Origin of the sequence: Actinorhabdospora filicis (genome assembly GCF_030269765.1) — a bacterium.
In the GTDB taxonomy this organism is placed as follows: domain Bacteria; phylum Actinomycetota; class Actinomycetes; order Mycobacteriales; family Micromonosporaceae; genus Actinorhabdospora; species Actinorhabdospora filicis.
Window position 1 is genome coordinate 299,806 of sequence record NZ_BSTX01000004.1, and the last position, 25,258, is coordinate 325,063.

A 25,258-nucleotide genomic window follows, 5' to 3' on the forward strand; every position below is an offset into this window, starting at 1 on the left:
CGAGTCGAGAACATCTTGACTCGGAAGATCTCAAGTCGTAAGTTCTGAGTTGGGAAGACCTAGACTTCTGAAAGAGGCGAGAACCCCATGGCGACCCTCCTGCACATCGACTCCTCTCTGAACGGCGACAACTCCTTCTCCCGCAAGGTGACGGCGACCTTCGCCGAGGAGTGGAAGCGGGCGAACCCCGAAGGCCGGTACGTGTACCGCGACCTGGACGCCGACCCGATCCCGCACCTCAACGCCGACGCGTACTACGGCTTCAGCGCCGAGGACCCCACCCCCGCGCAGGCGGCGGCCAACGCGGTCACCGGGCCGATCGTGGCCGAGGCGAAGGACGCCGACGTGATCCTGCTGGGCGTCCCCATGTACAACTTCACGATCCCCTCGACCCTGAAGTCGTGGCTGGACCGGCTGGCCGTGGTCGGCGCGTTCCCGCAGGACGAGAACGGCAAGACCGGGCTGTCGGACAAGCACCTGGTCATCGCCACCTCGCGCGGCGGGTCCTACCTGCCGGGCACGCCCCGGGCGAGCTGGGAGCACCAGGACTCCTACCTCAAGTCGTTCTTCGGCTTCCTCGGGCTGACCGAGAACCTGCACGTCCTGCACACCGAGATGGCGCTGTCGCACGTGGTCCCGGCGCTCTTCGAGTTCAAGCACATCTTCGAGGCCTCCCACGGCGAGGCGCACGAGAAGGCCCGCGAGCTCGCCGCCCGGACCCCGGTCGCGGTCTGAGGAATCTTTTCGGCCCCGGGGCGTAACCCCCGGGGCCGCCGCGCACGTATATAAGTGAAGGACCCTCCCGGGAACAGGTCAGTTCGGGGAGGCCGGGACGGGGCGCCGCCGGGGACGGGTTGGCGTCCCGTCCGTCACGTCCGGGGGCGCAGGCCGTCCAGGATGAGGTCGACGACCTCCGGGACGCGCAGCAGGTGCGCCTCGCCGGCGCCCAGCAGCATCCGCTGGTACAGGCTCGCGTAGAGCAGGTCGCACATGGTGCGCAACGGCACGTCCGGGCGCAGCTCGCCGCGCTCGACGGCGATCGCCAGCCGGTCGCCGCACTGCTTGGCGCGCGGGCCGATGATGGTGGCGCGCACGGCCTCCACCAGGTCCGGATCGCCCTGCGCCTCGGCGATGACGCCCCGGTAGATGATGCCGATGTCCCCGGCGAACAACCGCGAGACCGAGGCCATCTGCGCGCGCAGGTCGGCGGCGACGTCGCCGGTGTCGGGGAAGTCGGTGGCGTGGCCGATGCGCACGTGCAGCGCCTCCAGCGCCAGCGCGCCCTTCGACGGCCACCACCGGTAGATCGTCGGCTTGCCGACCGCGGCACGCGCGGCGATGGCCTCGATGGTGACCTTCGCGTATCCGCGCTCGACGCACAGGTCGAAGACCGCGTCGAGGATGGCGGAGTGGGCGCGCTCGGAGCGTCTTTCGGGGGCGGGCATGGAGCCATGATAGCCGACACGTTACGAACCGTTCCGTCTTGACGTTTCGGCCTGCGGTGTTCTAGCTTGGCGTTACGAAACGTAACGTCACGTCTGGGAGTTCGCATGAACCGTTATGAAGAAGGCCTGGAGCGGCTGCGGGAGGTCTCCGGCGAGGCCGGGCCCGCCGTCCTCGACTCGCTGTCCGACATCGCGCCGGGCTTCGCGCGCCTGGTCGCCGAGTTCGGCTACGCCGACATTTACGGGCGTCCCGGGCTGAACCTGAGGCAGCGGCAGCTGATCAACGTGGCCGCGCTGACCGCGATGGGCACGGCGGCACCGCAGCTGCGCTTCCACGCCGATGCCGCGCTGCACGTCGGTGTGACCCCCGAGGAGCTGGTGGAGGCCGTGCTCCACATGGCCATCTACGCCGGGTTCCCCGCCGCGCTGAACGGGCTCGCCGTGGTCCGGGAGGTCTTCGCGGCCCGGGGAGTGGTCTTCGAACCGCCCGCGCCTTTGGAGGGGGACCGGTACGCGCGCGGCGCGCGGCTGCTGGAAGAAGTCGACGGGCACGCCGGGACGGCGGTCGTGGACGCCCTGGCCGACATCGCACCCGACTTCGCCCGCATGATCATCGAGTTCTCCTTCGGCGAGATCTACGCGCGCCCGGGGCTGGACCTGAAGTCGCGCGAGCTGGCGACGGTGGGGGCGTGTGTGGCGCTGGGGACGGCACGGCCGCAGTTGCGGGTGCACTTGCACGGGTTGCTGAATGTGGGTGGGACGCGTGAGGAGGCGGTGGAGACGATCATTCAGGTGGCGGGGTATGCGGGGTTCCCGGCGGCACTGAACGGGTTGGGGGTGGCTCGGGAGGTCTTTGGGGAGCGGGACGCGAGCCAGAGCGAAAGCAGGGACACGAGCGCGGCCACCGACTAGCGGGAAGTGTTTTGACTGGGTGGTGAAGAAGGGCGCGCGCGTGCAGCGGCGCAACCAGCCCGGTCGGCCACGATGCACCGTGTGCCGAGGAGCAAAGCCCGCCTCCGGCTCGGGGGAAGTGTTTTGACTTCCGGGGTCCAGGGGACGGAGTTCCCTGGTGGGTCCAGGGCAAGGCCCTGGTCTGGTGCAGGGCGAAGCGCCTGCTACCTCGACCCGAACGGTCGTGAGGCGAGGTGACACCGCAGGTGTCACTCGCCCGAAATGAGGGCCGGAGCGCCGCCCCGGCCTCGCTCCGTCCCGGCCGGGCCTCGCTCCACCCCGGCTTCTCTTCGCGGCTGTGTGGGTGCTTGCGGTCGTGGTTTGTCTTGTTCTCCGCTTGGTGCCCAAGGGGCTTTGCCCCCTGGACCCCCACCAGGGAACTCCGTCCCCTGGACCCCGGGAGCTCACAACATTTCCCCCGAGCCGGAGGCGGGCTTTGTTCTTCGACACACGGTGCGTCGTGGCTCTGGGGGTTGGTTGCGCCGCTGCACGCGCGCGTCATTCTTCGACACGCGATCAAAACCCCACCCTCGCGCCCACGGCCGCCCCTCGGCCTCCGGCCTCAGGCGACCTCGGCGGCCTCCGCCCGCCTCCGCGGTGGCCCACACGCGCTTCGCTCGCGCGCACCGCTCGCCTACACCGCCCTACCCCTGCGGTGGCATCTACTTCACCCGTCGCGGCCTGCGTGCCAGCCCGCCGTCACACCAATCGGCGTAATCGAACAACCCCGGCTCGGCGATCAGGGCGCGCGTGTTGTGAACCCACAGGCTCACCCACGGGTCGCCCTTCGTGTCGGCGACCTCCAGGACCTTCACCAGCCGGCGCTTCGGGTGCGCCCGGAAGCCGGTGCGGACCGCGTCACCCGCGTAGATGTACAGGCAGTGGAGGGCGAAGGTGCGCTTCGGGCACACGGGGTCGGCGGCGAGATCGACGAGCGCGGGGGCGATGTCGTCCTCGGCGACCATGAGGTCCCAGTCCTGGGACATGGGGACGCCGGCGGCCGGGTCGTAGGCCCACGCCACGACTTCCTCGCGCGTGGGATTCACCGGATCGGCGAACCCCGCGAACGCGTCCCGCTCCACCATGCGGTCCTCCCCGGTTCGGTCTCGCGCCAACCTACTGGCGCGCCCGGCGGGTCGCCAGGGCCGAACCGGCATCGGTATGCAACCGAAACCCTCCGCCTCGCCGCTCGGGTGGGCGATTTGCTACTCTGTTCGGCGGTCCGCACAGATGCTGTGGACCACCTGAGACAGAGAGGCAGGTGAGCGGCACATGGCCAGTGGCAGTCTTGGTCGAACCCGTTGGCCGCTTGCCGCGACTGTCTCGGCCTCCATCTGACGGAGGCCCCGCGCGCGGCGGGCGGCGGCGCGTTCGAACCGAGAACTACCCAGCCGACACGGCCGCGTCTCCATGGCGGCCGTGCCGACCCGTGTGTGCGCACACCCTCCATTCAAGGAGGTCGTGTGGTGATGATCGTGGACAACTGCGTGTACGCGTCGGGACGCCCTGTGGCGCGCCCGGACTCGCTCGCGGAGACCTACCGGCTCGTACGAAAGAACCACGGACTGGCCTGGATCGGCCTGTTCGAGCCCGACATGGGCGAACTGACGTCCCTGGCCAGAGAGTTCGACCTGCACGAACTCGCCGTCGAGGACGCCCTCAAGGCCCACCAGCGGCCCAAGATCGAGCGCTACGGCTCGACGCTGTACGTCGTCCTGCGCCCCGCGCGCTACGTCGACGCCACCGAAAAGGTCGAGTTCAGTGAGCTGCACGTGTTCACCGGGCAGGACTTCGTCCTGACCGTGCGGCACGGCGGCTCCCCGAACCTGGCGAAGGTCCGGGCCCGCGCCGAGACCGACCCGCAGCTCCTCGCGCAGGGGCCCGAGGCGGTCCTCTACGCGATCCTCGACCAGGTCGTCGACGACTACCTCCCGGTCGTCGACGGGCTGGAGAACGACATCGACGAGATCGAGGCGGAGGTCTTCTCCGGCAAGCCCCGGGTCTCGCAGCGCATCTACGAGCTGTCCCGGCAGGTCGTGGAGTTCCAGCGCGCCGCCCGGCCCCTCGCCACCGTCCTGGTGCGCCTGGCCGCCGGGTTCTCCAAGTACGAGGTCGGCGACGAGCTCCAGCGCCGCCTGCGCGACGTCCAGGACCACCTCGTGCGCGTCATCGAGCGCCTCGACGGGTTCCGGCAGCTGCTCCAGGCGGTGCTGAACGTGAACGCGACCCTCGTCGCGCAGCAGCAGAACGAGGAGATGCAGCGGCTCACCGAGGCGTCCCTGGCGCAGAACGAGGAGGTCAAGAAGATCTCCGCGTGGGCCGCGATCCTGTTCGCGCCGACCCTCATCGGGACGGTGTACGGGATGAACTTCGACGTCATGCCCGAACTGAAGTGGGCGTGGGGGTACCCGTTCGCGATCGTGCTCATGGGCGCGGTGTGCGGAGGGCTGTTCCTGACCTTCAAGCGGCGGAACTGGCTTTAGCCGCAGACGAACCCCGCACGACGGCCGTCACCCACGAGGGTGGCGGCCGTTTCGCCGTCCGCGCCGCACCTCTTTTCGGTGGGGGCCCGAAGCCCGCCCCGCTGGGGCGAACGTACCGGCCCCCACGCGAGGGGTGTCAAACGGCCGATCCCGACACCTGTGGATAACCCCCCGGTTGTGGATAACTCGCCCGGTTTCTGTGGAAAGTCCTGTGGACAACCTGTGGATAACCGTGTGGACGAACCCTCCGGCGGCAGCAGTGCCAGCACCCGCGCGACCACCTCGTCCAGCGGCGCCCGGGTGTCCACGACCAGGTCCGCGCCACGCCGCAGCAGCGGCTCCACCGTCTCGGTGAAACCCACGATCTCGGCCCACTCCGCCTCGCTCTTGCCGTACGGGTTCGAGCTCCGCTCGTCGACGCGGCGGCGCATCACGTCCAGGGGCGCGGTGAACAGGACGACGTGGGTGAAGCTGGGGCCGTCCGCGCCCGGGTAGAACCGCACCTGGTTGGTCTTCGTGCCGCTCACGAACAGCGGGACGCCGGTGCGCTCGTGCTCGGCCAGCAGGCCGCCGACGCGGTCCTCGCGCCAGATCCAGTCGCCGCCGTCCCACTCCGACCACTCGTCGGTGTCGGTCTCCACCGCCCGGTGCCCGCGGCGGGCCAGCTCGTCGACGGCGGTGGTCTTGCCGGTGCCGGACATGCCGGTGATCAGGACGCGGGTCACGCCTTCTTTCTACCGCTGTTCCCTGCCTCATAGGGCAGGGTGCGCCCCTCGCGCGTGAAACTTGAGCGGGCTAGACTCAACTTCGAGTTCGGGACCTGAGCAGGGGGATTCGATTGAACGTCGACCGGTTGACCACCAAGAGCCGCGAGGCCATCTCCGCCGCCGTCCACTCCGCGACCGAGCGCGGGCACGGCACCGTCGAACCGTGGCACCTGTTCCAGGCGCTGCTGGACCTCCAGGGCTCGACCACGGTCGCGCTGCTGCGGGCGGTCGGCGCGGACACGGCGGCGCTGGCGCGGCAGAGCGAGCAGGGCCTCCTGCGCATGCCCAGCGCCAAGGGCAGCACCGTGGGCGAGCCGTCCATGGCGCGCGAGCTGCTGAACGTCCTCAACGCCGCCGAGCGGCTGGCCACCAGCCAGGGTGACGAGTACACCTCCACCGAGCACCTGCTGGCGGGCCTCGCCGAGGTCGGCGGGGCCGTCGGGACGGCGCTGACCGGCGCGGGCGCGACGCCCAAGGCGCTCATCGAGGCGTTCCCGTCGGTGCGCGGCGGCGACCGCAAGGTCACCAGCGCCGACCCGGAGGAGCAGTACCAGGCCCTGGAGAAGTACGGCGTGGACCTCACCACCGCCGCCCGCGACGGCAAGATCGACCCCGTCATCGGGCGCGACACCGAGATCCGCCGCGTCATCCAGGTCCTGTCCCGCCGCACCAAGAACAACCCGGTGCTGATCGGCGAGCCCGGCGTCGGCAAGACCGCCATCGTCGAGGGGCTGGCGCAGCGCGTGGTGGCCGGGGACGTCCCCGAGACCCTGCGCGACCGGCGCGTGGTGTCGCTCGACCTGGGCGCGATGGTCGCCGGCGCGCAGTACCGCGGCCAGTTCGAGGAGCGCCTGAAGTCGGTGCTGGAGGAGATCAAGAACTCCGACGGCAAGGTCATCACGTTCCTCGACGAGCTGCACACCATGGTCGGCGCGGGCAAGACCGAGGGCGCCATGGACGCCTCCAACATGCTCAAGCCGATGCTGGCGCGCGGCGAGCTGCGCATGGTCGGCGCGACCACGCTGGACGAGTACCGCAAGCACATCGAGACCGACGCCGCCCTGGAGCGGCGCTTCCAGCCGATCATGGTCGGCGAGCCGTCCAGCGCCGACGCGGTGGGCATCCTGCGCGGCCTCAAGGAGCGCTACGAGGTCCACCACGGCGTGCGCATCACCGACGCCGCGCTGGTGGCCGCGGTGACCCTCTCCGACCGCTACATCACCGACCGGTTCCTGCCGGACAAGGCCATCGACCTCATCGACGAGGCCGCCTCGCGGCTGCGCATGGAGATCGACTCGCGGCCCGTCGAGGTCGACGAGATCGAGCGGGCCGTGCGGCGCATGGAGATCGAGGAGATGGCGCTGTCCAAAGAGGACGACGAGGCGTCCCGGCTGCGGCTGGAGAAGCTGCGCCGCGAACTCGCCGACCGCCGGGAGGCGCTGACGGCGCTGTCGGAGCGCTGGAACAACGAGAAGCAGCACATCACCCGCATCTCCGATGTCAAGGAGGAGCTGGAGGACCTCAAGAGCAAGGCCGACCGCGCCGAGCGCGACGGCGAGCTGGCGCACGCCTCCGAGCTGCGTTACGGCCGCATCCCGGAGCTGGAGGCGTCCCTGCTGGACGCCGAGGCCGAGCTGGCGCAGCTCCAGGCCAACGGCGCGATGCTGAACGAGGAGGTCGGCCCCGACGACATCGCCGGTGTGGTGTCCTCGTGGACGGGCATCCCCGCCGGGCGGCTCCTGGAGGGCGAGACGGCGAAGCTGCTGCGCATGGAGGAGGAGCTGGAGCACCGGGTCGTCGGCCAGGCCAAGGCCGTCACGGCGGTCTCGGACGCGGTCCGCCGCGCCCGCGCCGGGCTCTCCGACCCCGACCGGCCCACCGGTTCCTTCCTGTTCCTCGGCCCCACCGGTGTCGGCAAGACCGAGCTGGCCAAGGCCCTCGCCGAGTTCCTCTTCGACGACGAGCGCGCCATCGTCCGCATCGACATGAGCGAGTACGGCGAGCGGCACTCCGTGGCGCGCCTGGTGGGCGCGCCCCCCGGGTACGTCGGCTACGAGGAGGGCGGCCAGCTCACCGAGGCCGTGCGGCGGCGCCCCTACTCGGTGGTGCTGCTGGACGAGGTGGAGAAGGCGCACCCGGCGGTCTTCGACGTGCTGCTCCAGGTCCTCGACGACGGGCGGCTCACCGACGGGCAGGGACGCACCGTCGACTTCCGCAACGTGATCCTGATCCTCACCTCCAACCTGGGGTCCACCGCGATCGCCGACCCCGACGCGACACCCGAGGCGCGGCACGAGGCGGCGATGGCGGCGGTGCGGTCCAGTTTCAAGCCGGAGTTCGTCAACCGCCTCGACGACGTGGTCATCTTCGACTCGCTGTCGCGGGAGAACCTCACCGCGATCGTCGACGTCCAGCTGGGCACCCTGTCGCGGCGGCTGGCCGACCGGCGGCTCGTCCTGGAGGTCAGCCCCGAGGCGAAGGAATGGCTGGCCCGCAACGGATTCGATCCCGTGTACGGCGCGCGGCCGCTGCGGCGGCTGGTGCAGACCTCGATCGGCGACTCGCTGGCGCGCAAGCTGCTGGCCGGCGAGATCCACGACGGCGACACCGTCGAGGTCGGCGCCGACGGCGAGGGGCACCTGACGGTCCGGTAGCGGTACATCGCGGCGGACGGCCCGGGTTTCGGCCCGGGCCGTTCGGTTCGTCGCGAGGCCGGTTCGTTGCCAGGTTGTGTCCGTGCCCCGGCGATCGGTGGACGCCGGACGTCGCCCGGTGGCGCTAGAGTGCGCGCATGTACTACCAAGGACAAGCCGCCCCCGCCGAGCAGCCCGAGCGGCCCGGGACGGTGCTGGCCGCGGTCGTGGCGATCTTCTCCACGGTCGTGCTGTGCCTGGCCACGGCGATGACGCTGATCATGTCGTACAAGTACCTGGCCGACGCCTCGAACCTGAGCGGCAGCAAGTCCGACGCGTCCTTCACCGAGTTCGCGCGTTCCAACCTGATCATCGTCATCGGGTTCTACGCCATCATCGGCCTCACCATGGGCGTCGGCGCGATCATGCTGCTGCGCCAGTCGAACGGCGGCCGGGTGATGATCTGGATCACCGGCGGCGTCCTGGCGGCGGTGAACCTGTGCTGCGGCTTCTCCTTCGCGATGATCCTGGCGACCATCTCGCAGGTGTCCCAGAGCTCCGACACCAGCGGCGCGCCCACCACCGAGCTGACCCTGGCGACCGTCTTCAACTTCGCCGCGATGCTGACCGCGATCATCGCGATGGTCGTGGCCGGGCAGCGCAGCGTCGGCCGGTGGATCAACGGGACGCCGGCGCCCGTCGCGCCCGTCACCGGCTACGTGACACCGCCGCCGATGATGTACCCGCAGCCTCCGCAGCCGCAATATCCCCCGCAGCCGCAGTACCCGCCACAGCAGCAGTACCCACCGCAGCAGGGCTACCAGGGCGGCGACCAGTACGGTCCCGGGCCGGTCTCGGGCCCGCCCACCGGCTGGTGACTAGGCTGACGGCATGTACCAACCGCAACCGGACGTGCCCGCCCGCCCGGCCAGCGCCGGACAGGGCGTCGCGGCCGTCGGCGTGGCCGGCGTCGGACTGCTCGTCGAGGTCTTCGCCGCCTTCACCCTGATGAGCTGGCGCGACAGCACCGGCAAGAGCGGTTTCAGCGAGCCCTCCGTAGTCGGGATCATGTACGGGTACCTGGCGTGGGGGATGCTCATGGTCATCCTCCTCATGCTCGGTGCGGTCCTCGTCCTGCGCGGGCGCCCCGGCGGCCGGGTCCTGGTCTACGTGACCGGATCGCTGGCGCTGGCCGGGGTCCTGGGCTGCGGCGGCATGTCCGGCGTCATCGTCGGCGGGCCCTACGGCTCCTCCAGTGACTGGCCGCCGCAGTGGATCGCGATGATCGCGCTCGCCGGGTCCGTCATCGCCCTCGTCGCGCTCATCTTCGCCTTCGTCGCCCTCGGGCGCCGCACCACGACGCTCTGGCTCAAGCCGCCGCCCCCGCCCCCGGCGCCGTACTACCAGGTTCCCTACACCTGGAACGGGTGATTCGCGGTATTCGCGAATAACGCTCTCACCTGCCCGGACAGTCCTAGATTGACCCCATGAAGATCAGATACGCGGCCCTCGGGGCCTCGGCGATCGCCGGACTGGCCGTCTTCGGTCTCGCCCCGGCGGCCTTCGCGACCGGCGTCGTCACGCCCCCTGCGGGCGCCGAACCGCCGGACTACTCGGCGTGCACCGTCAACCGCGACTGGGGCCAGGTCTGCTACGCGCCGGACGGCGACAACGTGTGGGTCGCCGACCTCTCGGCCGACGGGCACCGCACGGTCGGCGTCTGGAGCACCAGCGACGGCAAGAGCGGCGAGTGCTACAACCTCGCCGGCAACGGCCACTGGCTCTACTGCGACTACCACCTGAAGGAGGACGAGGTCATCGTCTTCCAGGCCCAGCTGCGCGAGGGCGAGACCATCCTCGACACCAGCCCGTGGGCCAGCACCTTCGTCTGAGCTCCCACATCGAACGCACACCACACGACGCCGGGCGGCCAGCCCGGCGTCGTTGTTGGTGGTGGGACGGAGGGACGGTGGGATGGGGCGGGGTGGTGGGCGGCCGTGGCTCGGCCGGTTGGGGCGTGCGTGTGGTGTGGCGTGGCCGGTTGCGGGACGCCGTGGGCGGGGGATGGGTGGGCCGGGCGTGGTGGCGGCTGCCGCCCGACGTCGTTGTTGGTGGTGGGACGGGGTGGTGGCCAGTCGCGGCCTGGCCGGTTGGGGCGTGCGTGTGGCGTGGTGTGGCCGGTCGTGGGACGCCGTGGGCGGGGACACGATGGGCGGGCCGGCCGTGGGCGGCTGCCACTCGGCCGGGTGGGGTGTGCGGCTCGGGCCGTGTGTGTGGCCGGTCCGGGGCGAACCGTGGGCGGTGCTGCGGGCCGGGTGCCGCCGTGCGCGGGCGCCCGTCCGGTGCCCCGCGAAACCGTCTCCCGCGCGAACTTGTGCCCCCCGGATATCGTCGGTCGATGGACGCCCGTCAATCCCGCCCGCGCTCGCTGCGACACGCGCTCGTCGTCGCGCCCTTCGCGTGGGCGGCGATCCTGGCGCACGCCGCCGGGTTCGCCGTGGCGTGGTTCGGGTTCGCCGACCCGTCCCGGGGGGCCGGGCTCGGCTTCGCGGCCGTGCTGTACGTCCTCGTCCTGGTCGCCGCGCTGATCGTGCTGCCCTTCGAGCTCCTGCGGCTCCACCGCGGCGTCGCCGCCGGGCGCGTCGGGGCGACCGTGGCGGGCCTGGCGGCCATGCCGGGCTTCCTGTGCTGCTCCGGCTTCATCGGGGTGGCCGTGCTGTTCCGCGACGGCATCGAGCGGCCCGAACCGCTGCGGGACTCCATGGCCCTGCTGTCCGGGGTGGCCGCGGGCGTCGCGGCGGCCACCGCGCTGCTGATGGTCCTGTACCTGTGGCGCTCCGACGTGGGCCGCTGGCTCGCCCCGCCCCTGCGGGCGCCGCGCCCGGCACCGCACTCGTCCCCGGCCCCGCCCCCGCCGCCGAAGGACGTCCCGCACCCGCCCGCGCCGGGCGAATGGTAGGAAACGCGGCAATCACCCCGGTTTAGAAACCCGCAGGTGGTGACCGTGATCGAGACGTGTCCTGCCGGGTCGCCACCCTTTTGACCCGGGCGGTTACCTTGGATTCCGTGGACGCACTCCTCGTCATCCTCATCGCGCTCGTCGCGGTCGTCGCCATCGCCGGACTCGTCGTCGTCCTGCTCGCGCGCAACGCCGCCAAGAAGCAGGCCGCCAAGCTCCACTACGAGGCCAACCGGCCCCGCGACCCGCTCGCCGAAGCCGACGCCGACGCCCTGCGCGGCGACCCCCGCAAGATCAAGGCCGGGGACATGATCGACGTCAAGGGCGAGGGCTACGCCGTGCGCGGCACCCTGCGGCTGACCGAGGGGTCCTACACCTGGACGGAGAACCTGCTCGACACCGGCACCGGCAAGCGCCGCTGGCTGTCCGTCGAAGAGGACCCCGCCCTCGAACTGGTGCTCTGGGCCGAACTCGACGGCGGGCACGGCCTCCAGCCGGGCGCGCGCGAGATCCACTTCGACGGCCGCGTCTTCCGCTCCAAGGAGCACGGGCGCGCGTCCTTCGCCGGTGAGGGCACCACCGGCCTGCACCCCACCGGGTGGATGCGGTACCACGACTACACCGCGCCCGACGGCGTCCGGCTGTCCTTCGAGGACTTCGGCGAGAGCGGCAAATGGGAGGCCGCGCTCGGCCAGGTCATCGGCCGGTACGACGTGAACATCTTCGCCGCGTAAATGCGCGCAGCCCTCACGGTGCCCTACCTCGACACCGCACACGACCAGCTGTCCTTCACCCTGGACGGGCCCGAGCTGCCCGCGCTCGCCGTCCGGGAACTGCGCCTGCCGATGGGCACGCTGGAGCTGCGGCTGCTCGGCGCCAGCCACCAGGTGCGACTGTCCACACCGGACGGATCGCTGCTGGAGACGGTGGCCTGCCTGCCCGGGCGGCCCGCCGACCTGCCGTCCACAGTGGAACGCGACGGATACCGGTTCACCGCCGAAGTGGCCGATCCCGCCGACTTCGCCACGGTGGTCGCCGGTGTCCGGCGGGACGTCGAGGCCAGTCCCCACGGCCTGGTCGGCGTCTTCCCCGGGGACGAGCACGCGATCACCGCGCTGCTCGCCGAGCCCGGTGACGGCACCGTCTCCTGGCGCACCTGGCACGCCTACCCGCAGACGGGGCACCTGGTGACCACCCGGACCATCGTGACCGCCGACAGAAGGAACCCTCGGTAATGTCGACCGCCGCCAGCCCGACCTGGTCCAGCAAGAAGAAGATCATCTGGTTCGTCGTCCTGCTCACCGTCGCCGGCGGGCTCATCGCCGCCTGCGCCATCGCGACGAGCGCCAACAACGCCCCCGACTCCTGGATCCGCAACAACTACACCCGCGACGTCAGCCTCGACGAGGACGACATCGACGCCTTCACCAGTACCGCCGTCCCCACCACCGTGGCGGCCGCGATCAGCGGTCAGTCCAAGCCCGTGGACACCAAGACCGCCTCCGACGGCTCGATCTGGCTCCAGTACAGCGACGACATCGTCGCGATCTTCCCGTACAACGGGGGATCGAAGATCATGATCGACGAGTACGAGCGGGTCCATCGCCACTACTACGGCTACGTCGGCGGCTGGTGGGTGTCCAGCCCGCCCGGCGGCGGCTGGGGCCGCGGCGGCGGTTCCGGCGGCGGCGGCAAGTGACCCCCTCGGCCCACCAGAAACCCGGAAGGAAGACATGATCAAGGACCTCGCCCAGGAGGCGGTCGCCGCGCTGGCCTACAGCGGAGCCGGCGTCGCCCTCATGGCCCTTGGATACCTGCTCGTCGACATCATCACCCCCGGCAAGCTGCACGAGCTGATCTGGGTGCGCCGCAACCGGAACGCCTCGGTGCTGCTCGCGTCCAACATCCTCGGCGTCGGCATCATCGTGGTCGCCGCGATCGTGGCCAGTGAGGGCGGCATCGCCAAGGGCGTCCTCTACAGCTTCGCCTACGGCATCATCGGCCTCGTCGTCATGGCGCTGGCGTTCCTCCTCCTCGACCTGGTCACGCCCGGCAAGCTCGGCGAGATCCTGGTCGACCACGAGCCCCACCCCGCGGTGTGGGTCTCGGCCGCCGTGCACATCGCCGTCGGAGCCGTGATCGCCGCGGCACTGCTGTGAGCGGGGTGGACGAGGCTGCGCCGCCCTCCACGGAGGAAGGGTCGCCGATCGCCGTTGGCAGGCTCGCCCGGGTGGCGCTCCTGCTGGTGGTGTTCATCTGCGCGGCCTGCGGCCTCGTCTACGAACTCGCTCTCGTAGCCCTCGGCAGTTACCTGATCGGGAACACCGCCGCGCAGGCGTCCATCGTCCTGGGGGTCATGGTCTTCGCCATGGGGATCGGGGCGCTGGCCGCCAAACCCCTTCAGCGCCGGGCGGCGGCTTCTTTCGCGGTGATCGAGTTGATCCTCGCGCTGACCGGCGGGCTGTCGGTCCTCGGGCTTTACGCGGCTTTCGCGTGGCTGCACCTGTACACCGTGGCGATGGTCGGGGTGGCGTTGGTCGTCGGGGGGCTCATCGGGGCGGAGATTCCGCTGCTGATGGTGCTGCTCCAGCGGATACGCAAGCAGGACGCGGGGTCGGCGGTGGCGGACCTCTTCGCCGCCGACTACGTGGGGGCGCTGCTCGGTGGGCTTGCTTTTCCGTTCTTGTTGCTGCCGGTGTTCGGGCAGATCAAGGGGGCTCTGGTCGTTGGGGCGGTGAATGCCGTCGCTGGGACGATCCTGGTGTTCACGCTGTTTCGGCGGGATCTTTCGCGGAAGGTCCGGGCGGGGTTGGGGGCGGCTTCGGCTGGTGTCGCTTTGGTCTTGGTGCTCGCGTTCGTTTTCGCCAACACGTTCGAGGCTACGGCGCGGCAGGCGCTGTACCGGGATCCGGTTGTTTACGCGCAGCAGACGCAGTATCAGGACATTGTGATCACCGAGGACTTTTCTTGGACGGGGACGGCGGATTTTCGGCTGTTCTTGAACGGCGATCTCCAGTTCTCCTCCGTGGACGAGTACCGGTATCACGAGACGCTGGTTCACCCGGTTTTGGCGGGGGCGCGTGCCAACGTGCTCGTCTTGGGTGGCGGCGATGGGTTGGCGGTCCGGGAGATCCTCAAGTACCCAGACGTCCAGACTGTGACGCTGGTGGAGCTGGATCCGGCGATGACCGATCTTGCTCGGACTGATCCTCGGATTTCTACTTTGAACGGCCACGCCCTTGACGACCCACGGGTGACGGTGGTCAACGCCGACGCCTTCGCGTGGCTGCGCGAGCAGAGCGCGTCGTGGGACGCGATCGTCGTGGACATGCCCGACCCGGATGAGACGGCGACCGCGAAGCTCTACTCGCAGGAGTTCTACGGGCTCGTCGGGTCGGTGCTGGCGCCGGGTGGGCGTCTTGTGGTTCAGGCGGGGTCGCCTTATTTCGCGCCGAACGCGTATTGGTGTATTGGGGCGACGATGAAGGCTGCGGGGTTGGCGGTTACGCCTTATCACGTGGATGTGCCGGCGTTCGGGGACTGGGGGTACTTCCTGGCGGTGCGGGGGTCGGCGCCTCCGGCGCTGACTTTGGATCCGCCGCCGGGGTTGAGGTATGTGGACCAGGGGTTGCTGGATGCTGCGCGGGGCTTTCCGCGGGATCGGCCGCCGTTGGAGATGCCGGTTTCGACTTTGATGGATCCGGTGATTTTGGAGTATTCGCAGGGGGAGTGGCGGGATTACTGAGGGGGGTCGGCCGTACCCCTCCGGCCCCTCGTGCGGCTCTCTCTTGGGTGGTCCTTCCGTCCCCACGGTGGTCGTTCGGCGTGCTGCCTGCGGATCTTCCGTCGTTCGGCCTTGGCGACGGTGAACGAGGAACCTGGGGGTGTCAAGACGGTAGAGCGTGTCTTGACACCCCCAGAACCCTCGTTCCAATGACCCGTCAGGCCGCACGCCAGAAGATCCAGCTCTCTTCGGGAAAGGTTGGGCCTGGTTTTCGGGCCAGGTCTTGTTGTCGGCTGCGGGTTAGGTCAAGTGCCCTACCCTGCTGCGCATCGCACCCGGGTTGTGACATCGTCCCCGGTTCTCGTCTCGGGCGGGCTTCACCCATCGCTGCCTGCCCGGCCCGGCTCTTGCCTTCGTCTTGCTCTTGCCTTCGTCTTCCGCTTTTCTTTCAGGCGTCTGCTTCTAGGCGCTTGAACTGGTCGTCGGTCAGGTCGATGTTTTGGGCTTCGATGTTGTCCTTCAGGTGTTTCACGTCGCGGGTGCCGGGGATGGGGATGATCGCCGGGGAGCGCTTCAATAGCCAGGCCAGGGCTACCTGTGCTCGTGTGACGTTCAGTTCTTTTGCGATGTCGGCGATCGGTCCTTCTTCTCTGGTTGCGGCGCCGGCGGCTATGGGGAAGAAGGGGATGAAGGCGATTCCGTGCTTCTCCGCGTAGTCGACGACGTCTTCGTGGTCGCGGTGGGAGAGGTTGTACCAGTTCTGGACTGTGGCGATGGGGGTGATGGCTCTTGCCTTTTCGAGTTCTTCCACGCCTACTTCGGACAGTCCGATGTGGGCCGCCTTGCCTTCATCAACCAGTTGTTTCAGCGCGCCGATCTGGTCTTCCAGGGGGACTGTGGGGTCTACGCGGTGGAGTTGGAGGAGGTCCAGGCGTTCGACCTTCAGGCGGCGCAGTGACAGTTCTGCCTGCTGTCGCAGGTATTCGGGGCGGCCCAGTGGGATCCATTCGGCGGGGGAGGGTCTTGCCACGCCGACTTTGGTGGCCAGGACGAGTCCTTCGCGGTAGGGGTGGAGGGCGTCGGCGATGAAGGTTTCGCTGTCGCCCAGGGCGTAGGAGTCGGCGGTGTCGATGAGGTTGACGCCTAGGTCCACCGCGGTGCGCAGGACGGTGGTGGCGTTTTCGGTGTCCGTTGGGGCGGTCCAGATGGGGGCCGCTGCGGGGTTGTGGCCGGGGGCGTCGGTGAGGCGCATGGTGCCGAGGCCGATGCGGTTGACGGGGAGGTGGGAGCCGATGAGGAAGTTCGTTGTCGTCGTTGCCATGGGGGAAGCGTAAGATCTCACATGGATGTGAGATTCAAGCCCGAGTGAGGGAGCGCACATGAAGATCGGCGATCTCGTCGAGGCGACCGGGGTGAGTCATCGACTTCTTCGGTACTACGAGGAGCAGGGGTTGCTCACGCCTGAGCGGTCACCGGGTGGGCATCGGGAGTACTGCGAGGCTTCGGTGCGGACCGTGCGGCGGATTCGGGCGCTGCTGGCGGCGGGGTTGCCGACGGCGGTCATTCGCGATGTGCTGCCGTGTGTGACGGGGGAGTTCGATCTGGACGCCTGCACGCTCGACACGTTGCGGGAGCATTTGTCGGGCATCGACCAGCGGTTGTCTGAGTTGACCGAGATGCGGGTGGCGGTTTCGCAAATTATTGACGGCATCGGTATCGACGGCGTGCGGCCGGTGTTCGCCTCCGTGTGAGTCCGCCCTTGCCGCGTTGTGAGCTCTGTCCTGCGGGTACGGTGACGCCGTGAGTGAGCTGCCGCGGCCGGGGCGTCCGGTGATCATGGGCGTCCTGAACGTCACGCCCGACTCGTTCTCCGACGGCGGGCGGTATGCCACGACGGGGGACGCCGTCGCGCATGCGATGCGGATGGCCGCTGAGGGCGCCGACCTCATCGACGTGGGTGGGGAGTCCACGCGGCCGGGGGCGGGGCGGGTGGACGCCGAGACCGAGATCAAGCGGGTCGTGCCCGTCATCGCCGAGCTGGCGGCGGCGGGCTTGTCGCTGACGGTGGACACCACGCGGGCGGCGGTCGCGGAGGCGGCGGTGGCGGCGGGTGCGCTCGGTGTCAACGATGTGTCGGGTGGGCTGGCCGATCCGGACATGGCGCGGGTGGTGCGGGACGCGGGATGCCCGTGGATCCTGATGCACTGGCGGGGGCATTCGGCCGACATGCAGGAACTCGCGCACTACGACGATGTGGTCACCGAGGTCCGTGACGAGTTGTCGCGGCGGGTCGACGAGGCGCTGGCGGCGGGTGTGGACGCGTCGCGGATCGCCATCGACCCGGGCCTCGGCTTCGCCAAGACCGCCGCGCACAACTGGGCGCTGTCGGCGCGGCTGGACGTGCTGGTCGAGCTGGGTTTCCCGGTGCTGTTCGGCTCCTCGCGCAAGTCCTACCTGGGCCGGTTGCTGGCCGTGGACGGGCATCCGCGGCCGGTCGACGGGCGGGAGGCCGCGACCCTGGCCACGACCGTGCTGGCCGTGGCCTCGGGGGCGTGGGGTGTGCGCGTCCACAATGTCGCCGACAACGCTGACGCGGTGCGTGTGTGGTCGGCGACGGTGGCTCAGCGGTAGGTCGGGACGTACAGGTCCTTGTGGGTGGTGTCGGTCTGGTAGTCGGCCGGTACCGGGTCGGGGCGGCCGAGGAGTTCCACCAGCCACGACACGACCAGGCCCACGATCAGCCCGCCGCCGATGACGACCGACAGGTCCGTGCGCCACTCGTGGGCGACGGTCAGCAGGTACACGCCGAACAGCAGGCCGGTGGCCAGGATCGTGCCGACGAAACCGCCGCGGCGGCCCAGCGCGCTCGTGCCGCCCAGCAGCGCCGCCGCCAGGCCCAGGCCCGCGTAACCCAGGACCGTCAGGCGCGTGCCGCCGCCCGTGGAGGCCCCGGCGGGCAGCGACAGGGCCAGCAGGACGCCCGCGGCGCCCGCGAGGGTGGCCGCGCCGACCGTCCCGAACAGGGTCAGGGTGACCGCGCCGCGGGTGCGCTTGGCGCCGGGCACGTGATCGCGGCAGGCGCCCAGGATCCGGCGGGTGCCGGGCAGCGCGCCCACCACGCCGCCGACCAGCGACAGCGCCAGGGCGACACCGACCACGATGATCGCGCGTCCGCCCAGGTCGAGGCCGAAGTCGGGGACCGCCGCCGGGACCTTCACCAGCGTCACCGCCGCGTACAGGCCGAAACCGACCGCGAGTCCCGCCGCCCAGCCGGGGGCCTTCAGCAGCAGGATCAGCAGCGCCAGAACCAGGCCCGCGCCGATCGCGACGCCGATCGCGATCGCCGCCGCCACCGGCGTCCCGAAGCTCTTGTGGAGCTTGGTGAACAGCGCCAGGCCCGCCCACGCGAAGGCGAACAGGCCCAGGTTCACCGCCCGCACCCGCAGCGTCAGCGCGCTCGCGGTGGCCACCAGCAGCGTCGCGCCGAACGCGAGCAGGATCTGCTGGAGCGACTCACCCCGGAACAGCGACCCGTCGGCCCGGTACGCCCAGAACATCGCGCCACCTGCCGCCAGCAGCAGCACGACCTCTAGGACGACGTGCACGAACAGCCGGTCGTTCGTCTCGGCGCGCTCGCCGACCTCGTCGTAGACGTGCCCGAGCCGCTCACCTAGGTCCGGATTGGGTTCACTCTGCCGATCAAAACCGTAGCTTTGGTCGACCGTGGGCGGCTCCGACTCGCGTGCCGGGGAGAACGGATCGGCGTAATCGGCGCCGTAACCGGCCGGGTCGCCGTGATAGTCGCCGGGCTGGGCGGTCGCCGGAGGGGTGGCATCGGGCGGACCGTACCCGTCGGGGTACCTGCGGCCTCCGTCGTCGTAAGCCATGTCGGCTCTCTCCCAAAAGAATGCGGTGCACGTCTCGGGGGTAAGACGTGGACGAACCGCACGGTACTAGTGGGGGCGTGGCGCGCGACACCCTTTGAAGGGCGGAGAGACCTTAAAAACCGCCTAATGATCGGGGAGTGAGGACGCCGGTGACCTCAGTGATCGGCCGCCGGGGCCCCGTGCGAGTCGTCGTCCTCGTCATCGTCGGGGTTCTTCGGGATGCGGCAGGCCCGCTCCAGCCACAAGGCCGCCGCGACCAGCGCGAGGGCGCCCGCGAAGCTCACCGCGGTGGGGACGAGGTCGTCGGCGGCGGCCTGGAGGCGGCCGCGCTGGGCGATCACGTACACCAGGAACGCCGCGTAGTACCCGGCGAACAGGGCACCGCCCAGGGAGCAGGCCTTGGCGAAGGCGGCGTAGCGGGCCACCGAGAGGGCCTCCACGGGACGCGTGCCGGGGCGTCGCTCGATGCGGGCGCGGGTCGTCTGGGCGGTGATCGCGCAGGCGGCGGCCACGATCAGCAGGGACACGCCGGCGAACCAGGGGGTGCCGGGCATGTCGCCGTAGAAGCGGGTGACCAGCAGGAGCCCGATGGCGGCCGCCGCGAGGGCCGCCACGAAGAGCGTGGCCGGCTTCGTCGGCGGGAGGGTCGGCTTCTTCGGCGCGGACGGCGGCATCGGTGTCACCTATCGCAGGCTCTGGCCCGTCGGGTTGACCTCGCGGGCGTCGGCGGCCAGGGTCGGCCCGGTCAGGAGGCCGCCGATCCGGCCGTGGCCGGGGAGGACCGCCTCCGGTTGGATCGAGGACCAGGGTACGAGCACGAAGGCCCGCAGGTGCGCGCGCGGGTGCGGGAGCGTCAGGCGCTCGTCGTCCGACACGATCGGCGCGCCCGCGTCGTCCCAGGCGGCGATGATGTCGACGTCCAGGACGCGGGGACCGAAACGCCGCCCGGGATCACGGACGCGCCCGGCGGCGTTCTCGATGGCCTGCGCGGCGTCCAGCCACTCCTCGGGCGTGCGCTCACCCGAGGCGAGGACCACGGCGTTGAGGTAGGGCGGCTGGTCCGGGTCGCCCCACGGGGGCGTCGCGAAGACCTCCGAGACCTCCTCGACGGCCTCGCCGAGGGACGCCACCGCGGTCTTGAACGCGGCCAGCGGGTCGCCCAGGTTCCCGCCCAGGCACAGCAGGACGCGCGTCACCGCTCGCGCCTGATCGACACCGCCACGTCGCCGAAGGTCAGCTCGATGGGCGCCTGCGGCTTGTGGACGGTCACCTCGGCCGCCGCGACCCGCGCGTCGGCCAGGCAGGCGTCGGCGAGGCGCTGCGCGAGGGTTTCCAGGAGGTTCACCGGCTCGCCGCCGACGATCGCGGCCAGCTTCCCGGCCAGCTCTCCGTAATGGACGGTGTCGGCGACGTCGTCGGAGGACGCGGCCGGGCGCGTGTCGAGCTCCAAGACCACGTCCACGACGAAGTCCTGGCCCTCGCGGCGCTCGAAGTCGTAGACGCCGTGCGTGCCGCGCACGGTCAGGCCGGTGAGGTGGATGCGGTCGGTCACCCACGTACGGTATCCGGCCTCAGGCGGTCAGGTCGGTCACTCTCTCGTCGGCCACGTCGGCGGCCTCGCGCAGCCGCGCGAACTCCGCGGCGATCCCGTCGAGGGTGTAATGCGCGTTCAGGCCGGACGGGTTCGGCAGCAGCCACGCGCGGGCCGGGCCGATGCCCGCCTCCTGCGGGCCGACGGCGGCCTTGGGACGCCGGAACGCCGTCCGGTAGGCGCCCACGCCCAGCACCGCGATCCAGCGTGGACGCCGCTCCTCGGCCAGCGCGGCCAGGCGCTCGCCGCCCTCGCGGATCTCGGCCTTGGACAGCTCGTCGGCCTTCGCCGAGGGCCGCGCGACCACGTTGGTGATGCCCAGGCCGTACGTCAGGAGCTCGCCCTGCTCGGCCGGGAGCAGCAGGCGGGGCGTGAACCCCGCCTTGAACAACCCCGGCCAGAACCTGTTACCCGGGCGCGCGAAGTGGTGGCCGGTCGCCTCCGACATCAGGCCCGGGTTGATCCCGCAGAACAGCACGTCCAGGCCGTCGGCGATGACGTCCTCAATCACCGGTGGTCGCCGCCGTGTAGATGTCGTCGGCGCTCATCGCACCCAGCTCGCCCTCGCCGTCGGTGACCACCACGTGCCCGGTCCCGCCCTCCAGCAGCGCCGCCAGCGCGTCGTACAGCGTCGCCGACACCGGCAGGCGCGGCGACCCGCCGTCCACCTCGCCCACCGCCCGCAGCCCCTGCCGCGGAATCGGCGTCACCGACAGGCGCTTCACGCCCCGGTCGGCGCCCACGAACTCGGCCACGAACGCGCTCGCCGGACGCGCCAGCAGCTCCGCCGGGGGCGCGAACTGCTCCAGCTTGCCGCCCTCCGACAGCACCGCGATGTGATCGCCCAGGCGCACCGCCTCGTCCACGTCGTGCGTGACCAGCAGGATCGTCTTGCGGACCGTCTCCTGGAGCCGCAGGAACTCCTGCTGGAGCCGCCCGCGCACGATCGGGTCCACCGCCGAGAACGGCTCGTCCATCAGCAGGACCACCGGGTCGGCCGCCAGCGCGCGCGCCACGCCCACCCGCTGCCGCTGCCCGCCCGACAGCTGATGCGGGTACCGCTTGCCGTGCAGGCCCGCGTCGAGCCCCACCAGGTCCAGCAGCTCCTCCACCCGCGCCGAGACGCGCTTACGGTCCCAGCCCAGCAGCTTCGGGACCGTCGCCACGTTCTGCGCCACCGTCTGATGCGGGAACAGGCCCACGTGCTGGATCACGTAGCCGATCTTGCGGCGCAGAGCCACCACGTCGGACTTCGTGACGTCCTGCCCGTCGAGGGAGATCACGCCCGCCGTGGGCGCGATCAGCCGGTTGACCATCCGCAGCACCGTCGACTTGCCCGAACCCGACGGTCCGACCAGGACGGTCAGCGAGCCGGCGGGGACCACCAGGTCCAAACTCGCCACCGCGACACTGCCGCCGGGATATTCCTTGCGCACACCGGCCAGCTCGATCTCCGCTGCGGCGGTAGCGTCCATGTCATGTCCTTCCCAGTCGCGGGGCACGCGCTCGCCGCGAACTCCGACCCGTGGTTCACGTGGTCCTACGTTCGCAACAACGCCGACGCACTAGGCGCGGCGTTCACCGAGCATGTCACGCTCACGGCCCTCACCATGCTGTTCGCGGCCCTCCTGGCGGTACCCCTGGGGGTACTCGCCTACAAGGCCCGCTGGCTGACGGCACCCATCCTCGCATTGTCGGGCGTTCTGTACACGGTGCCTTCCCTGGCCCTGTTCGCGCTACTGGCGCCCTTCCTCGGGCTCACCATGACCACCGTCCTCGTCGGCCTGGTCATGTACGCGCTGCTCATCATCGTGCGCGGCACCCTCACGGGCCTGCGGCAGGTCCCCGAGGAGGTCCGCGACGCCGCGCGCGGCATGGGCTACGGCGGGATGCGCATGCTCACCCGCATCGAACTGCCCCTGGCCATGCCGAGCATCCTCACCGGCCTGCGCATCGCGGCGGTGTCCACGGTGGCGCTGGTGACGGTCGGCGCGGTCCTCGGCAAGGGCGGCCTCGGCGGGCTGATCCTGTCGGGCTTCCGGAACAACCTGTACAAACCGCAGATCCTCACCGCCACGGTGTTGTGCGTCGCACTCGCGCTGGTGTGTGACGTCCTTCTCGCCTGGGCCGGACGCCTTCTGACGCCGTGGACGAAGGGGGCGCGGGCATGAGCGACACCCTCGAACAAGCCTTGAACTGGATCAACGACCCCCTCAACTGGACCAACCCCAACGGCGTCATCGACCGGCTGATCGAGCACCTGTGGCTGTCGGCGCTGGCCGTCCTCCTCGGCTGCCTGATCGCCTGGCCGCTGGGCGTGTGGATGGGCCACAGGGGACGCGGCGGCGGCCTCACCGTCATGGTGTCGAACGTGTCGCGGGCGATCCCGACGCTGGCGCTGCTGAGCCTGCTCCCGCTCACCGCCCTCGGCTTCGGCGCGCCCTCGGTCGTCCCGGCCCTGGCGGTCTTCGCGATCCCGCCGCTGCTGGCCACCGCCTACACCGGCGTGCGCGAATGCGACCCGGCGGCACGGGACGCCGCGCGCGGCATGGGCCTGTCCGGCGCGCAGGTGCTGTGGCGGGTCGAGCTGCCGCTGGCCGTCCCGCAGATGGCCGCGGGTTTCCGGACGGCGTCGGTGCAGGTCGTGGCGACGGCGACGCTGGCGGCGCTGGTCAACGGGGGCGGCCTCGGCGTCATCATTTCGCAGGGTTTCGGGCTGGGCATGTCCGTCGGCGGCGGGCAGATCCTCGCCGGGGGCGTGCTGGTGGCCGGACTCGCGCTGCTCATCGAGGGACTACTCGCCGTGCTTGAGAAGCTGCTCACACCGCGCGCGCTTAACAATCGCGCCTGATTCCGTCACACAATTTATGTAGGGTCTCGGGCATGTCCAAGAAATCCCTCATCGCCGTCCCGGCCATCGGGCTGCTCGCGCTGGCGCTGGCCGCCTGCGGCAAGGCCGGCCAGTCCGGGACCAACGCGCCCGAGGACGTGGCGGGCGCCGGTTGCGCGCCCGTGGCCGGTACCTCTCTCGTCCTGCTGACCGACGACAAGGGCCTGCAGAACGCCGACAACATCATCGCCGCGGTCAACGCCAAGGCCTCCAGCGCGCCCCTGCTCGCCGCGGTCGACAAGGTCGCCGCCGCGCTCGACACCCCCAAGCTCACCGCGCTGAACAAGGCGGTCGACGTCGACCGCAAGACCCCGGCGCAGGCCGCCAAGGAGTTCGCCGAGGCGAACAAGCTCACCGAGGGCCTGTCCGGCGGGTCCGGCGACATCACCGTCGGCTTCGCGACCTTCTCGGAGTCGAACACCATCGCCGAGCTGTACAAGATCGCCCTCGAAGGCGCCGGGTTCAAGGCCAAGACCCAGGACGTCGGCAACCGCGAGCTGTACGCCCCCGCGTTGGAGAAGGGCGACGTCCAGATCGTCCCCGAGTACGCCGCGACCCTCGCCGAGTTCCTCAACGGCAAGGTCAACGGCGCCGGCGCCAAGCCGGTCGCCTCCAGCGACGTGAACGCCACCGTCACCGCCCTCAAGGGCCTGGCGGAGAAGCAGGGCCTGACCGTCGGCGCCGCCTCGGCCGCCGCCGACACCAACGCCTTCGCGGTGACCAAGGAGTTCTCCGAGAAGAACGGCGTGAAGTCGCTGTCCGACTTCGCCGCCAAGTGCTCCGGCAAGGCCTCGGTGCTCGGCGGACCGCCGGAGTGCCCGCAGCGTCCCTTCTGCCAGCTGGGCCTGAAGGACAAGTACGGCATCGAGTTCGGGCAGTTCTCCACCCTGGACATCGGGCCGCTGAGCCAGCAGGCGCTCAAGGCGGGCCAGACCTCGCTGGGCGCGGTGCTGTCCACCGACGGTGGATTGGCCGCCTAGTTCCTCATCGCGAAGGCCCCGGTACGCCGGGGCCTTCGGCGTACCCGGCGGTCTCCACGGCGACCTCGGTGAACGCGCGGACCTTCGCGGTGGCCGCCTCCGTCGCCCACACCGGGCCCCACTCCAGCGGGGGAGCGTCCTCGATGGGGACGTACACGACGTCCGGGCGGGGATAGAAGTCGGCGGCGTGCGCGCCCGCCGGGAACACGCCCAGGCCCGCGCCGACCAGGGTCAGCACCTCCTGGAAGCTGTCGGCGCCCGGGCCCTCGGGCACGTCGGCCTCGTAGGGCAGCGGCGCGCAGCACGCGGTGATCACCGGGTTGCGGGTGAGCTCGCGGGCGTGCACGGAGGAGCGCCGGGCCAGCGGATGCCGGTCGGCGACGGCCAGCACGCGCGGCTCGCTGATCAGGACCGGGCCGGCGGTCATGTCGGGCGCGGCCACCGGGTGATGGCCGAGCAGGACGTCCAGCGCGCCCGTGCGCAGGCCCTCCAGCGCCTCGGCCAGGCGGACCTCGTGCGCGCGGACCACGCCCCCGTGGCGGGACGCGTACAGCGCCGCCGCGCGCTGCGCCAGGCGTCCCACGTGCGCCGACAGGTAGCCCACGTGCACCTCGCCGCCGGTGCCGCGGCCCGCCGCGACCGCCGCGTCCACGGCCGCGTCCATCGCCGCGACGGCCGGGCGGAGGTCCCGCGCCAGGCTCGCGCCGATCGGGGTCAGCCGCACCGGCCGCGAGGCGCGGTGGAACAGCGGGACGCCCACCCGCCGCTCCAGCTGCCGCACGAGCTGGCTGACCCGGGCGGTGGACAGGCGCAGGCGGGCCGCCGTCCGGCCGAAGTGCAGCTCCTCGGCCAAGGTCAGGAAGGTCTCGGTCTCTTGCCGCTCAAGCACATCGTTAAGTGTCGCTTAACTTGTGTGCGGCACTTCGCCGTGGTGGGCGGGGTGTGATC

The 25,258-nt window shown here is 70.6% G+C and carries 29 protein-coding genes; 18 read left to right on the forward strand and 11 right to left on the reverse strand.

Features of this window, described 5'->3' with window-relative positions:
• Positions 1–87 precede the first annotated feature (87 nt).
• A complete protein-coding gene (locus tag QSK10_RS26350) occupies positions 88–735 on the forward strand; it encodes an FMN-dependent NADH-azoreductase (protein ID WP_285665752.1) in 648 nt (215 codons plus the stop codon).
• 134 nt (positions 736–869) lie between these two features.
• Here the strand turns inward: QSK10_RS26350 and QSK10_RS26355 are convergent, their stop codons facing one another.
• Positions 870–1,445, reverse strand: coding sequence for a TetR/AcrR family transcriptional regulator (locus tag QSK10_RS26355; RefSeq protein WP_285665753.1), 576 nt, complete (start codon positions 1,443–1,445; stop codon positions 870–872).
• Between the two features lie 105 nt (positions 1,446–1,550).
• Between QSK10_RS26355 and QSK10_RS26360 the strand changes: the two genes are divergently transcribed.
• Positions 1,551–2,357, forward strand: coding sequence for a carboxymuconolactone decarboxylase family protein (locus QSK10_RS26360; protein ID WP_285665754.1), 807 nt, complete (start codon positions 1,551–1,553; stop codon positions 2,355–2,357).
• A 701-nt stretch (positions 2,358–3,058) separates the two neighbouring features.
• Here QSK10_RS26360 and QSK10_RS26365 read toward each other — a convergent pair.
• On the reverse strand, positions 3,059–3,481 hold the full coding sequence (locus QSK10_RS26365) for a hypothetical protein (RefSeq protein ID WP_285665756.1): 423 nt from the start codon (positions 3,479–3,481) through the stop codon (positions 3,059–3,061).
• Positions 3,482–3,865: 384 nt separating this feature from the next.
• On the opposite strand from QSK10_RS26365, the gene QSK10_RS26370 reads away from it, so the two are divergent.
• Positions 3,866–4,879, forward strand: coding sequence for a magnesium and cobalt transport protein CorA (locus QSK10_RS26370; RefSeq protein WP_285666439.1), 1,014 nt, complete (start codon positions 3,866–3,868; stop codon positions 4,877–4,879).
• Here QSK10_RS26370 and QSK10_RS26375 read toward each other — a convergent pair.
• Entirely contained in the window at positions 4,876–5,604 is a 729-nt protein-coding gene (locus QSK10_RS26375) for an AAA family ATPase (protein ID WP_285665757.1), read from the reverse strand. The two genes, QSK10_RS26370 and QSK10_RS26375, sit on opposite strands and share 4 nt — an antisense overlap.
• A gap of 113 nt (positions 5,605–5,717) precedes the next feature.
• Here QSK10_RS26375 and clpB point away from each other — a divergent pair, with 113 nt between their 5' ends.
• The 10 genes from clpB to QSK10_RS26425 all read left to right on the forward strand — a co-directional run bounded on the left by clpB (position 5,718) and on the right by QSK10_RS26425 (position 14,983).
• Positions 5,718–8,300 (forward strand): ATP-dependent chaperone ClpB, encoded by a 2,583-nt coding sequence (gene clpB / locus QSK10_RS26380; RefSeq protein WP_285665758.1) that lies wholly within the window; start codon positions 5,718–5,720, stop codon positions 8,298–8,300.
• Positions 8,301–8,437: 137 nt separating this feature from the next.
• Positions 8,438–9,157 (forward strand): hypothetical protein, encoded by a 720-nt coding sequence (locus tag QSK10_RS26385; RefSeq protein WP_285665759.1) that lies wholly within the window; start codon positions 8,438–8,440, stop codon positions 9,155–9,157.
• Between the two features lie 13 nt (positions 9,158–9,170).
• Positions 9,171–9,710, forward strand: a complete 540-nt coding sequence (locus QSK10_RS26390; RefSeq protein WP_285665760.1) for a hypothetical protein — start codon at positions 9,171–9,173, stop codon at positions 9,708–9,710.
• Between the two features lie 56 nt (positions 9,711–9,766).
• Positions 9,767–10,171, forward strand: coding sequence for a hypothetical protein (locus QSK10_RS26395; protein WP_285665761.1), 405 nt, complete (start codon positions 9,767–9,769; stop codon positions 10,169–10,171).
• A 506-nt stretch (positions 10,172–10,677) separates the two neighbouring features.
• Complete coding sequence (locus QSK10_RS26400; RefSeq protein WP_285665763.1) at positions 10,678–11,238, forward strand: hypothetical protein; 561 nt, start codon at positions 10,678–10,680, stop codon at positions 11,236–11,238.
• Between the two features lie 107 nt (positions 11,239–11,345).
• Positions 11,346–11,972, forward strand: a complete 627-nt coding sequence (locus tag QSK10_RS26405) for a DUF4178 domain-containing protein (RefSeq protein WP_285665766.1) — start codon at positions 11,346–11,348, stop codon at positions 11,970–11,972.
• Positions 11,973–12,473 carry a DUF2617 family protein gene (locus QSK10_RS26410; protein WP_285665767.1) on the forward strand — a complete coding sequence of 167 codons (501 nt, stop codon included), beginning with the start codon at positions 11,973–11,975 and terminating at the stop codon, positions 12,471–12,473. It begins immediately after the preceding gene.
• Entirely contained in the window at positions 12,473–12,937 is a 465-nt protein-coding gene (locus QSK10_RS26415) for a DUF4247 domain-containing protein (RefSeq protein WP_285665769.1), read from the forward strand. The genes QSK10_RS26410 and QSK10_RS26415 overlap by 1 nt, the downstream gene beginning before the upstream one ends.
• A gap of 34 nt (positions 12,938–12,971) precedes the next feature.
• Positions 12,972–13,397, forward strand: coding sequence for a DUF350 domain-containing protein (locus QSK10_RS26420; RefSeq protein ID WP_285665772.1), 426 nt, complete (start codon positions 12,972–12,974; stop codon positions 13,395–13,397).
• A gap of 5 nt (positions 13,398–13,402) precedes the next feature.
• Positions 13,403–14,983, forward strand: coding sequence for a polyamine aminopropyltransferase (locus QSK10_RS26425; protein ID WP_285665774.1), 1,581 nt, complete (start codon positions 13,403–13,405; stop codon positions 14,981–14,983).
• Between the two features lie 427 nt (positions 14,984–15,410).
• Here the strand turns inward: QSK10_RS26425 and QSK10_RS26430 are convergent, their stop codons facing one another.
• The gene (locus QSK10_RS26430; protein ID WP_285665775.1) at positions 15,411–16,283 is read right to left on the reverse strand and encodes an aldo/keto reductase; all 873 of its coding nucleotides are present in this window, start codon (positions 16,281–16,283) and stop codon (positions 15,411–15,413) included.
• Between the two features lie 58 nt (positions 16,284–16,341).
• Here QSK10_RS26430 and QSK10_RS26435 point away from each other — a divergent pair, with 58 nt between their 5' ends.
• Positions 16,342–16,713, forward strand: coding sequence for a MerR family transcriptional regulator (locus QSK10_RS26435; RefSeq protein ID WP_285665777.1), 372 nt, complete (start codon positions 16,342–16,344; stop codon positions 16,711–16,713).
• A 49-nt stretch (positions 16,714–16,762) separates the two neighbouring features.
• Positions 16,763–17,593, forward strand: a complete 831-nt coding sequence (folP, locus tag QSK10_RS26440) for a dihydropteroate synthase (protein ID WP_285665778.1) — start codon at positions 16,763–16,765, stop codon at positions 17,591–17,593.
• Here folP and QSK10_RS26445 read toward each other — a convergent pair.
• The 6 genes from QSK10_RS26445 to QSK10_RS26470 form a co-directional block, all read right to left on the reverse strand.
• Entirely contained in the window at positions 17,584–18,849 is a 1,266-nt protein-coding gene (locus QSK10_RS26445) for a hypothetical protein (RefSeq protein WP_285665779.1), read from the reverse strand. The genes folP and QSK10_RS26445 overlap by 10 nt on opposite strands.
• Before the next feature lie 155 nt (positions 18,850–19,004).
• Positions 19,005–19,523 (reverse strand): DUF3180 domain-containing protein, encoded by a 519-nt coding sequence (locus tag QSK10_RS26450; RefSeq protein ID WP_285665780.1) that lies wholly within the window; start codon positions 19,521–19,523, stop codon positions 19,005–19,007.
• A 9-nt stretch (positions 19,524–19,532) separates the two neighbouring features.
• On the reverse strand, positions 19,533–20,045 hold the full coding sequence (folK, locus tag QSK10_RS26455) for a 2-amino-4-hydroxy-6-hydroxymethyldihydropteridine diphosphokinase (protein ID WP_285665782.1): 513 nt from the start codon (positions 20,043–20,045) through the stop codon (positions 19,533–19,535).
• Entirely contained in the window at positions 20,042–20,401 is a 360-nt protein-coding gene (folB, locus tag QSK10_RS26460; protein ID WP_285665783.1) for a dihydroneopterin aldolase, read from the reverse strand. Before folB ends, folK begins: the two co-directional genes overlap by 4 nt.
• Positions 20,402–20,420: 19 nt before the next feature.
• Positions 20,421–20,951: a G/U mismatch-specific DNA glycosylase gene (mug, locus tag QSK10_RS26465; protein WP_285665785.1), complete on the reverse strand. Its 531-nt coding sequence runs from the start codon at positions 20,949–20,951 to the stop codon at positions 20,421–20,423.
• Entirely contained in the window at positions 20,944–21,915 is a 972-nt protein-coding gene (locus tag QSK10_RS26470) for an ABC transporter ATP-binding protein (RefSeq protein ID WP_285665787.1), read from the reverse strand. The genes mug and QSK10_RS26470 overlap by 8 nt, the downstream gene beginning before the upstream one ends.
• Positions 21,916–21,918: 3 nt before the next feature.
• Here QSK10_RS26470 and QSK10_RS26475 point away from each other — a divergent pair, with 3 nt between their 5' ends.
• From QSK10_RS26475 to QSK10_RS26485, 3 genes are read left to right on the forward strand one after another with little or no spacing between them, the layout of a single operon-like run.
• Entirely contained in the window at positions 21,919–22,611 is a 693-nt protein-coding gene (locus QSK10_RS26475) for an ABC transporter permease (protein ID WP_285665789.1), read from the forward strand.
• A complete protein-coding gene (locus QSK10_RS26480; protein ID WP_285665791.1) occupies positions 22,608–23,291 on the forward strand; it encodes an ABC transporter permease in 684 nt (227 codons plus the stop codon). The genes QSK10_RS26475 and QSK10_RS26480 overlap by 4 nt, the downstream gene beginning before the upstream one ends.
• A 32-nt stretch (positions 23,292–23,323) precedes the next feature.
• Complete coding sequence (locus QSK10_RS26485) at positions 23,324–24,310, forward strand: glycine betaine ABC transporter substrate-binding protein (RefSeq protein WP_285665792.1); 987 nt, start codon at positions 23,324–23,326, stop codon at positions 24,308–24,310.
• A 4-nt stretch (positions 24,311–24,314) separates the two neighbouring features.
• Here QSK10_RS26485 and QSK10_RS26490 read toward each other — a convergent pair whose 3' ends face one another.
• A complete protein-coding gene (locus QSK10_RS26490) occupies positions 24,315–25,199 on the reverse strand; it encodes a LysR family transcriptional regulator (RefSeq protein ID WP_285665794.1) in 885 nt (294 codons plus the stop codon).
• Between the last annotated feature and the right edge of the window lie 59 nt (positions 25,200–25,258).

What these genes read in the sequence shown, in the direction of transcription:
- QSK10_RS26350 (WP_285665752.1), top strand. Translation starts at nt 88, where the DNA reads ATGGCGACCCTCCTGCACATCGACTCCTCTCTGAACGGCGACAACTCC.
- QSK10_RS26355 (WP_285665753.1), bottom strand. Translation starts at nt 1,445, where the DNA reads ATGCCCGCCCCCGAAAGACGCTCCGAGCGCGCCCACTCCGCCATCCTC.
- QSK10_RS26360 (WP_285665754.1), top strand. Translation starts at nt 1,551, where the DNA reads ATGAACCGTTATGAAGAAGGCCTGGAGCGGCTGCGGGAGGTCTCCGGC.
- QSK10_RS26365 (WP_285665756.1), bottom strand. Translation starts at nt 3,481, where the DNA reads ATGGTGGAGCGGGACGCGTTCGCGGGGTTCGCCGATCCGGTGAATCCC.
- QSK10_RS26370 (WP_285666439.1), top strand. Translation starts at nt 3,866, where the DNA reads ATGATCGTGGACAACTGCGTGTACGCGTCGGGACGCCCTGTGGCGCGC.
- QSK10_RS26385 (WP_285665759.1), top strand. Translation starts at nt 8,438, where the DNA reads ATGTACTACCAAGGACAAGCCGCCCCCGCCGAGCAGCCCGAGCGGCCC.
- QSK10_RS26390 (WP_285665760.1), top strand. Translation starts at nt 9,171, where the DNA reads ATGTACCAACCGCAACCGGACGTGCCCGCCCGCCCGGCCAGCGCCGGA.
- QSK10_RS26395 (WP_285665761.1), top strand. Translation starts at nt 9,767, where the DNA reads ATGAAGATCAGATACGCGGCCCTCGGGGCCTCGGCGATCGCCGGACTG.
- QSK10_RS26400 (WP_285665763.1), top strand. Translation starts at nt 10,678, where the DNA reads ATGGACGCCCGTCAATCCCGCCCGCGCTCGCTGCGACACGCGCTCGTC.
- QSK10_RS26410 (WP_285665767.1), top strand. Translation starts at nt 11,973, where the DNA reads ATGCGCGCAGCCCTCACGGTGCCCTACCTCGACACCGCACACGACCAG.
- QSK10_RS26415 (WP_285665769.1), top strand. Translation starts at nt 12,473, where the DNA reads ATGTCGACCGCCGCCAGCCCGACCTGGTCCAGCAAGAAGAAGATCATC.
- QSK10_RS26420 (WP_285665772.1), top strand. Translation starts at nt 12,972, where the DNA reads ATGATCAAGGACCTCGCCCAGGAGGCGGTCGCCGCGCTGGCCTACAGC.
- QSK10_RS26430 (WP_285665775.1), bottom strand. Translation starts at nt 16,283, where the DNA reads ATGGCAACGACGACAACGAACTTCCTCATCGGCTCCCACCTCCCCGTC.
- QSK10_RS26435 (WP_285665777.1), top strand. Translation starts at nt 16,342, where the DNA reads ATGAAGATCGGCGATCTCGTCGAGGCGACCGGGGTGAGTCATCGACTT.
- QSK10_RS26445 (WP_285665779.1), bottom strand. Translation starts at nt 18,849, where the DNA reads ATGGCTTACGACGACGGAGGCCGCAGGTACCCCGACGGGTACGGTCCG.
- QSK10_RS26450 (WP_285665780.1), bottom strand. Translation starts at nt 19,523, where the DNA reads ATGCCGCCGTCCGCGCCGAAGAAGCCGACCCTCCCGCCGACGAAGCCG.
- QSK10_RS26470 (WP_285665787.1), bottom strand. Translation starts at nt 21,915, where the DNA reads ATGGACGCTACCGCCGCAGCGGAGATCGAGCTGGCCGGTGTGCGCAAG.
- QSK10_RS26475 (WP_285665789.1), top strand. Translation starts at nt 21,919, where the DNA reads ATGTCCTTCCCAGTCGCGGGGCACGCGCTCGCCGCGAACTCCGACCCG.
- QSK10_RS26480 (WP_285665791.1), top strand. Translation starts at nt 22,608, where the DNA reads ATGAGCGACACCCTCGAACAAGCCTTGAACTGGATCAACGACCCCCTC.
- QSK10_RS26485 (WP_285665792.1), top strand. Translation starts at nt 23,324, where the DNA reads ATGTCCAAGAAATCCCTCATCGCCGTCCCGGCCATCGGGCTGCTCGCG.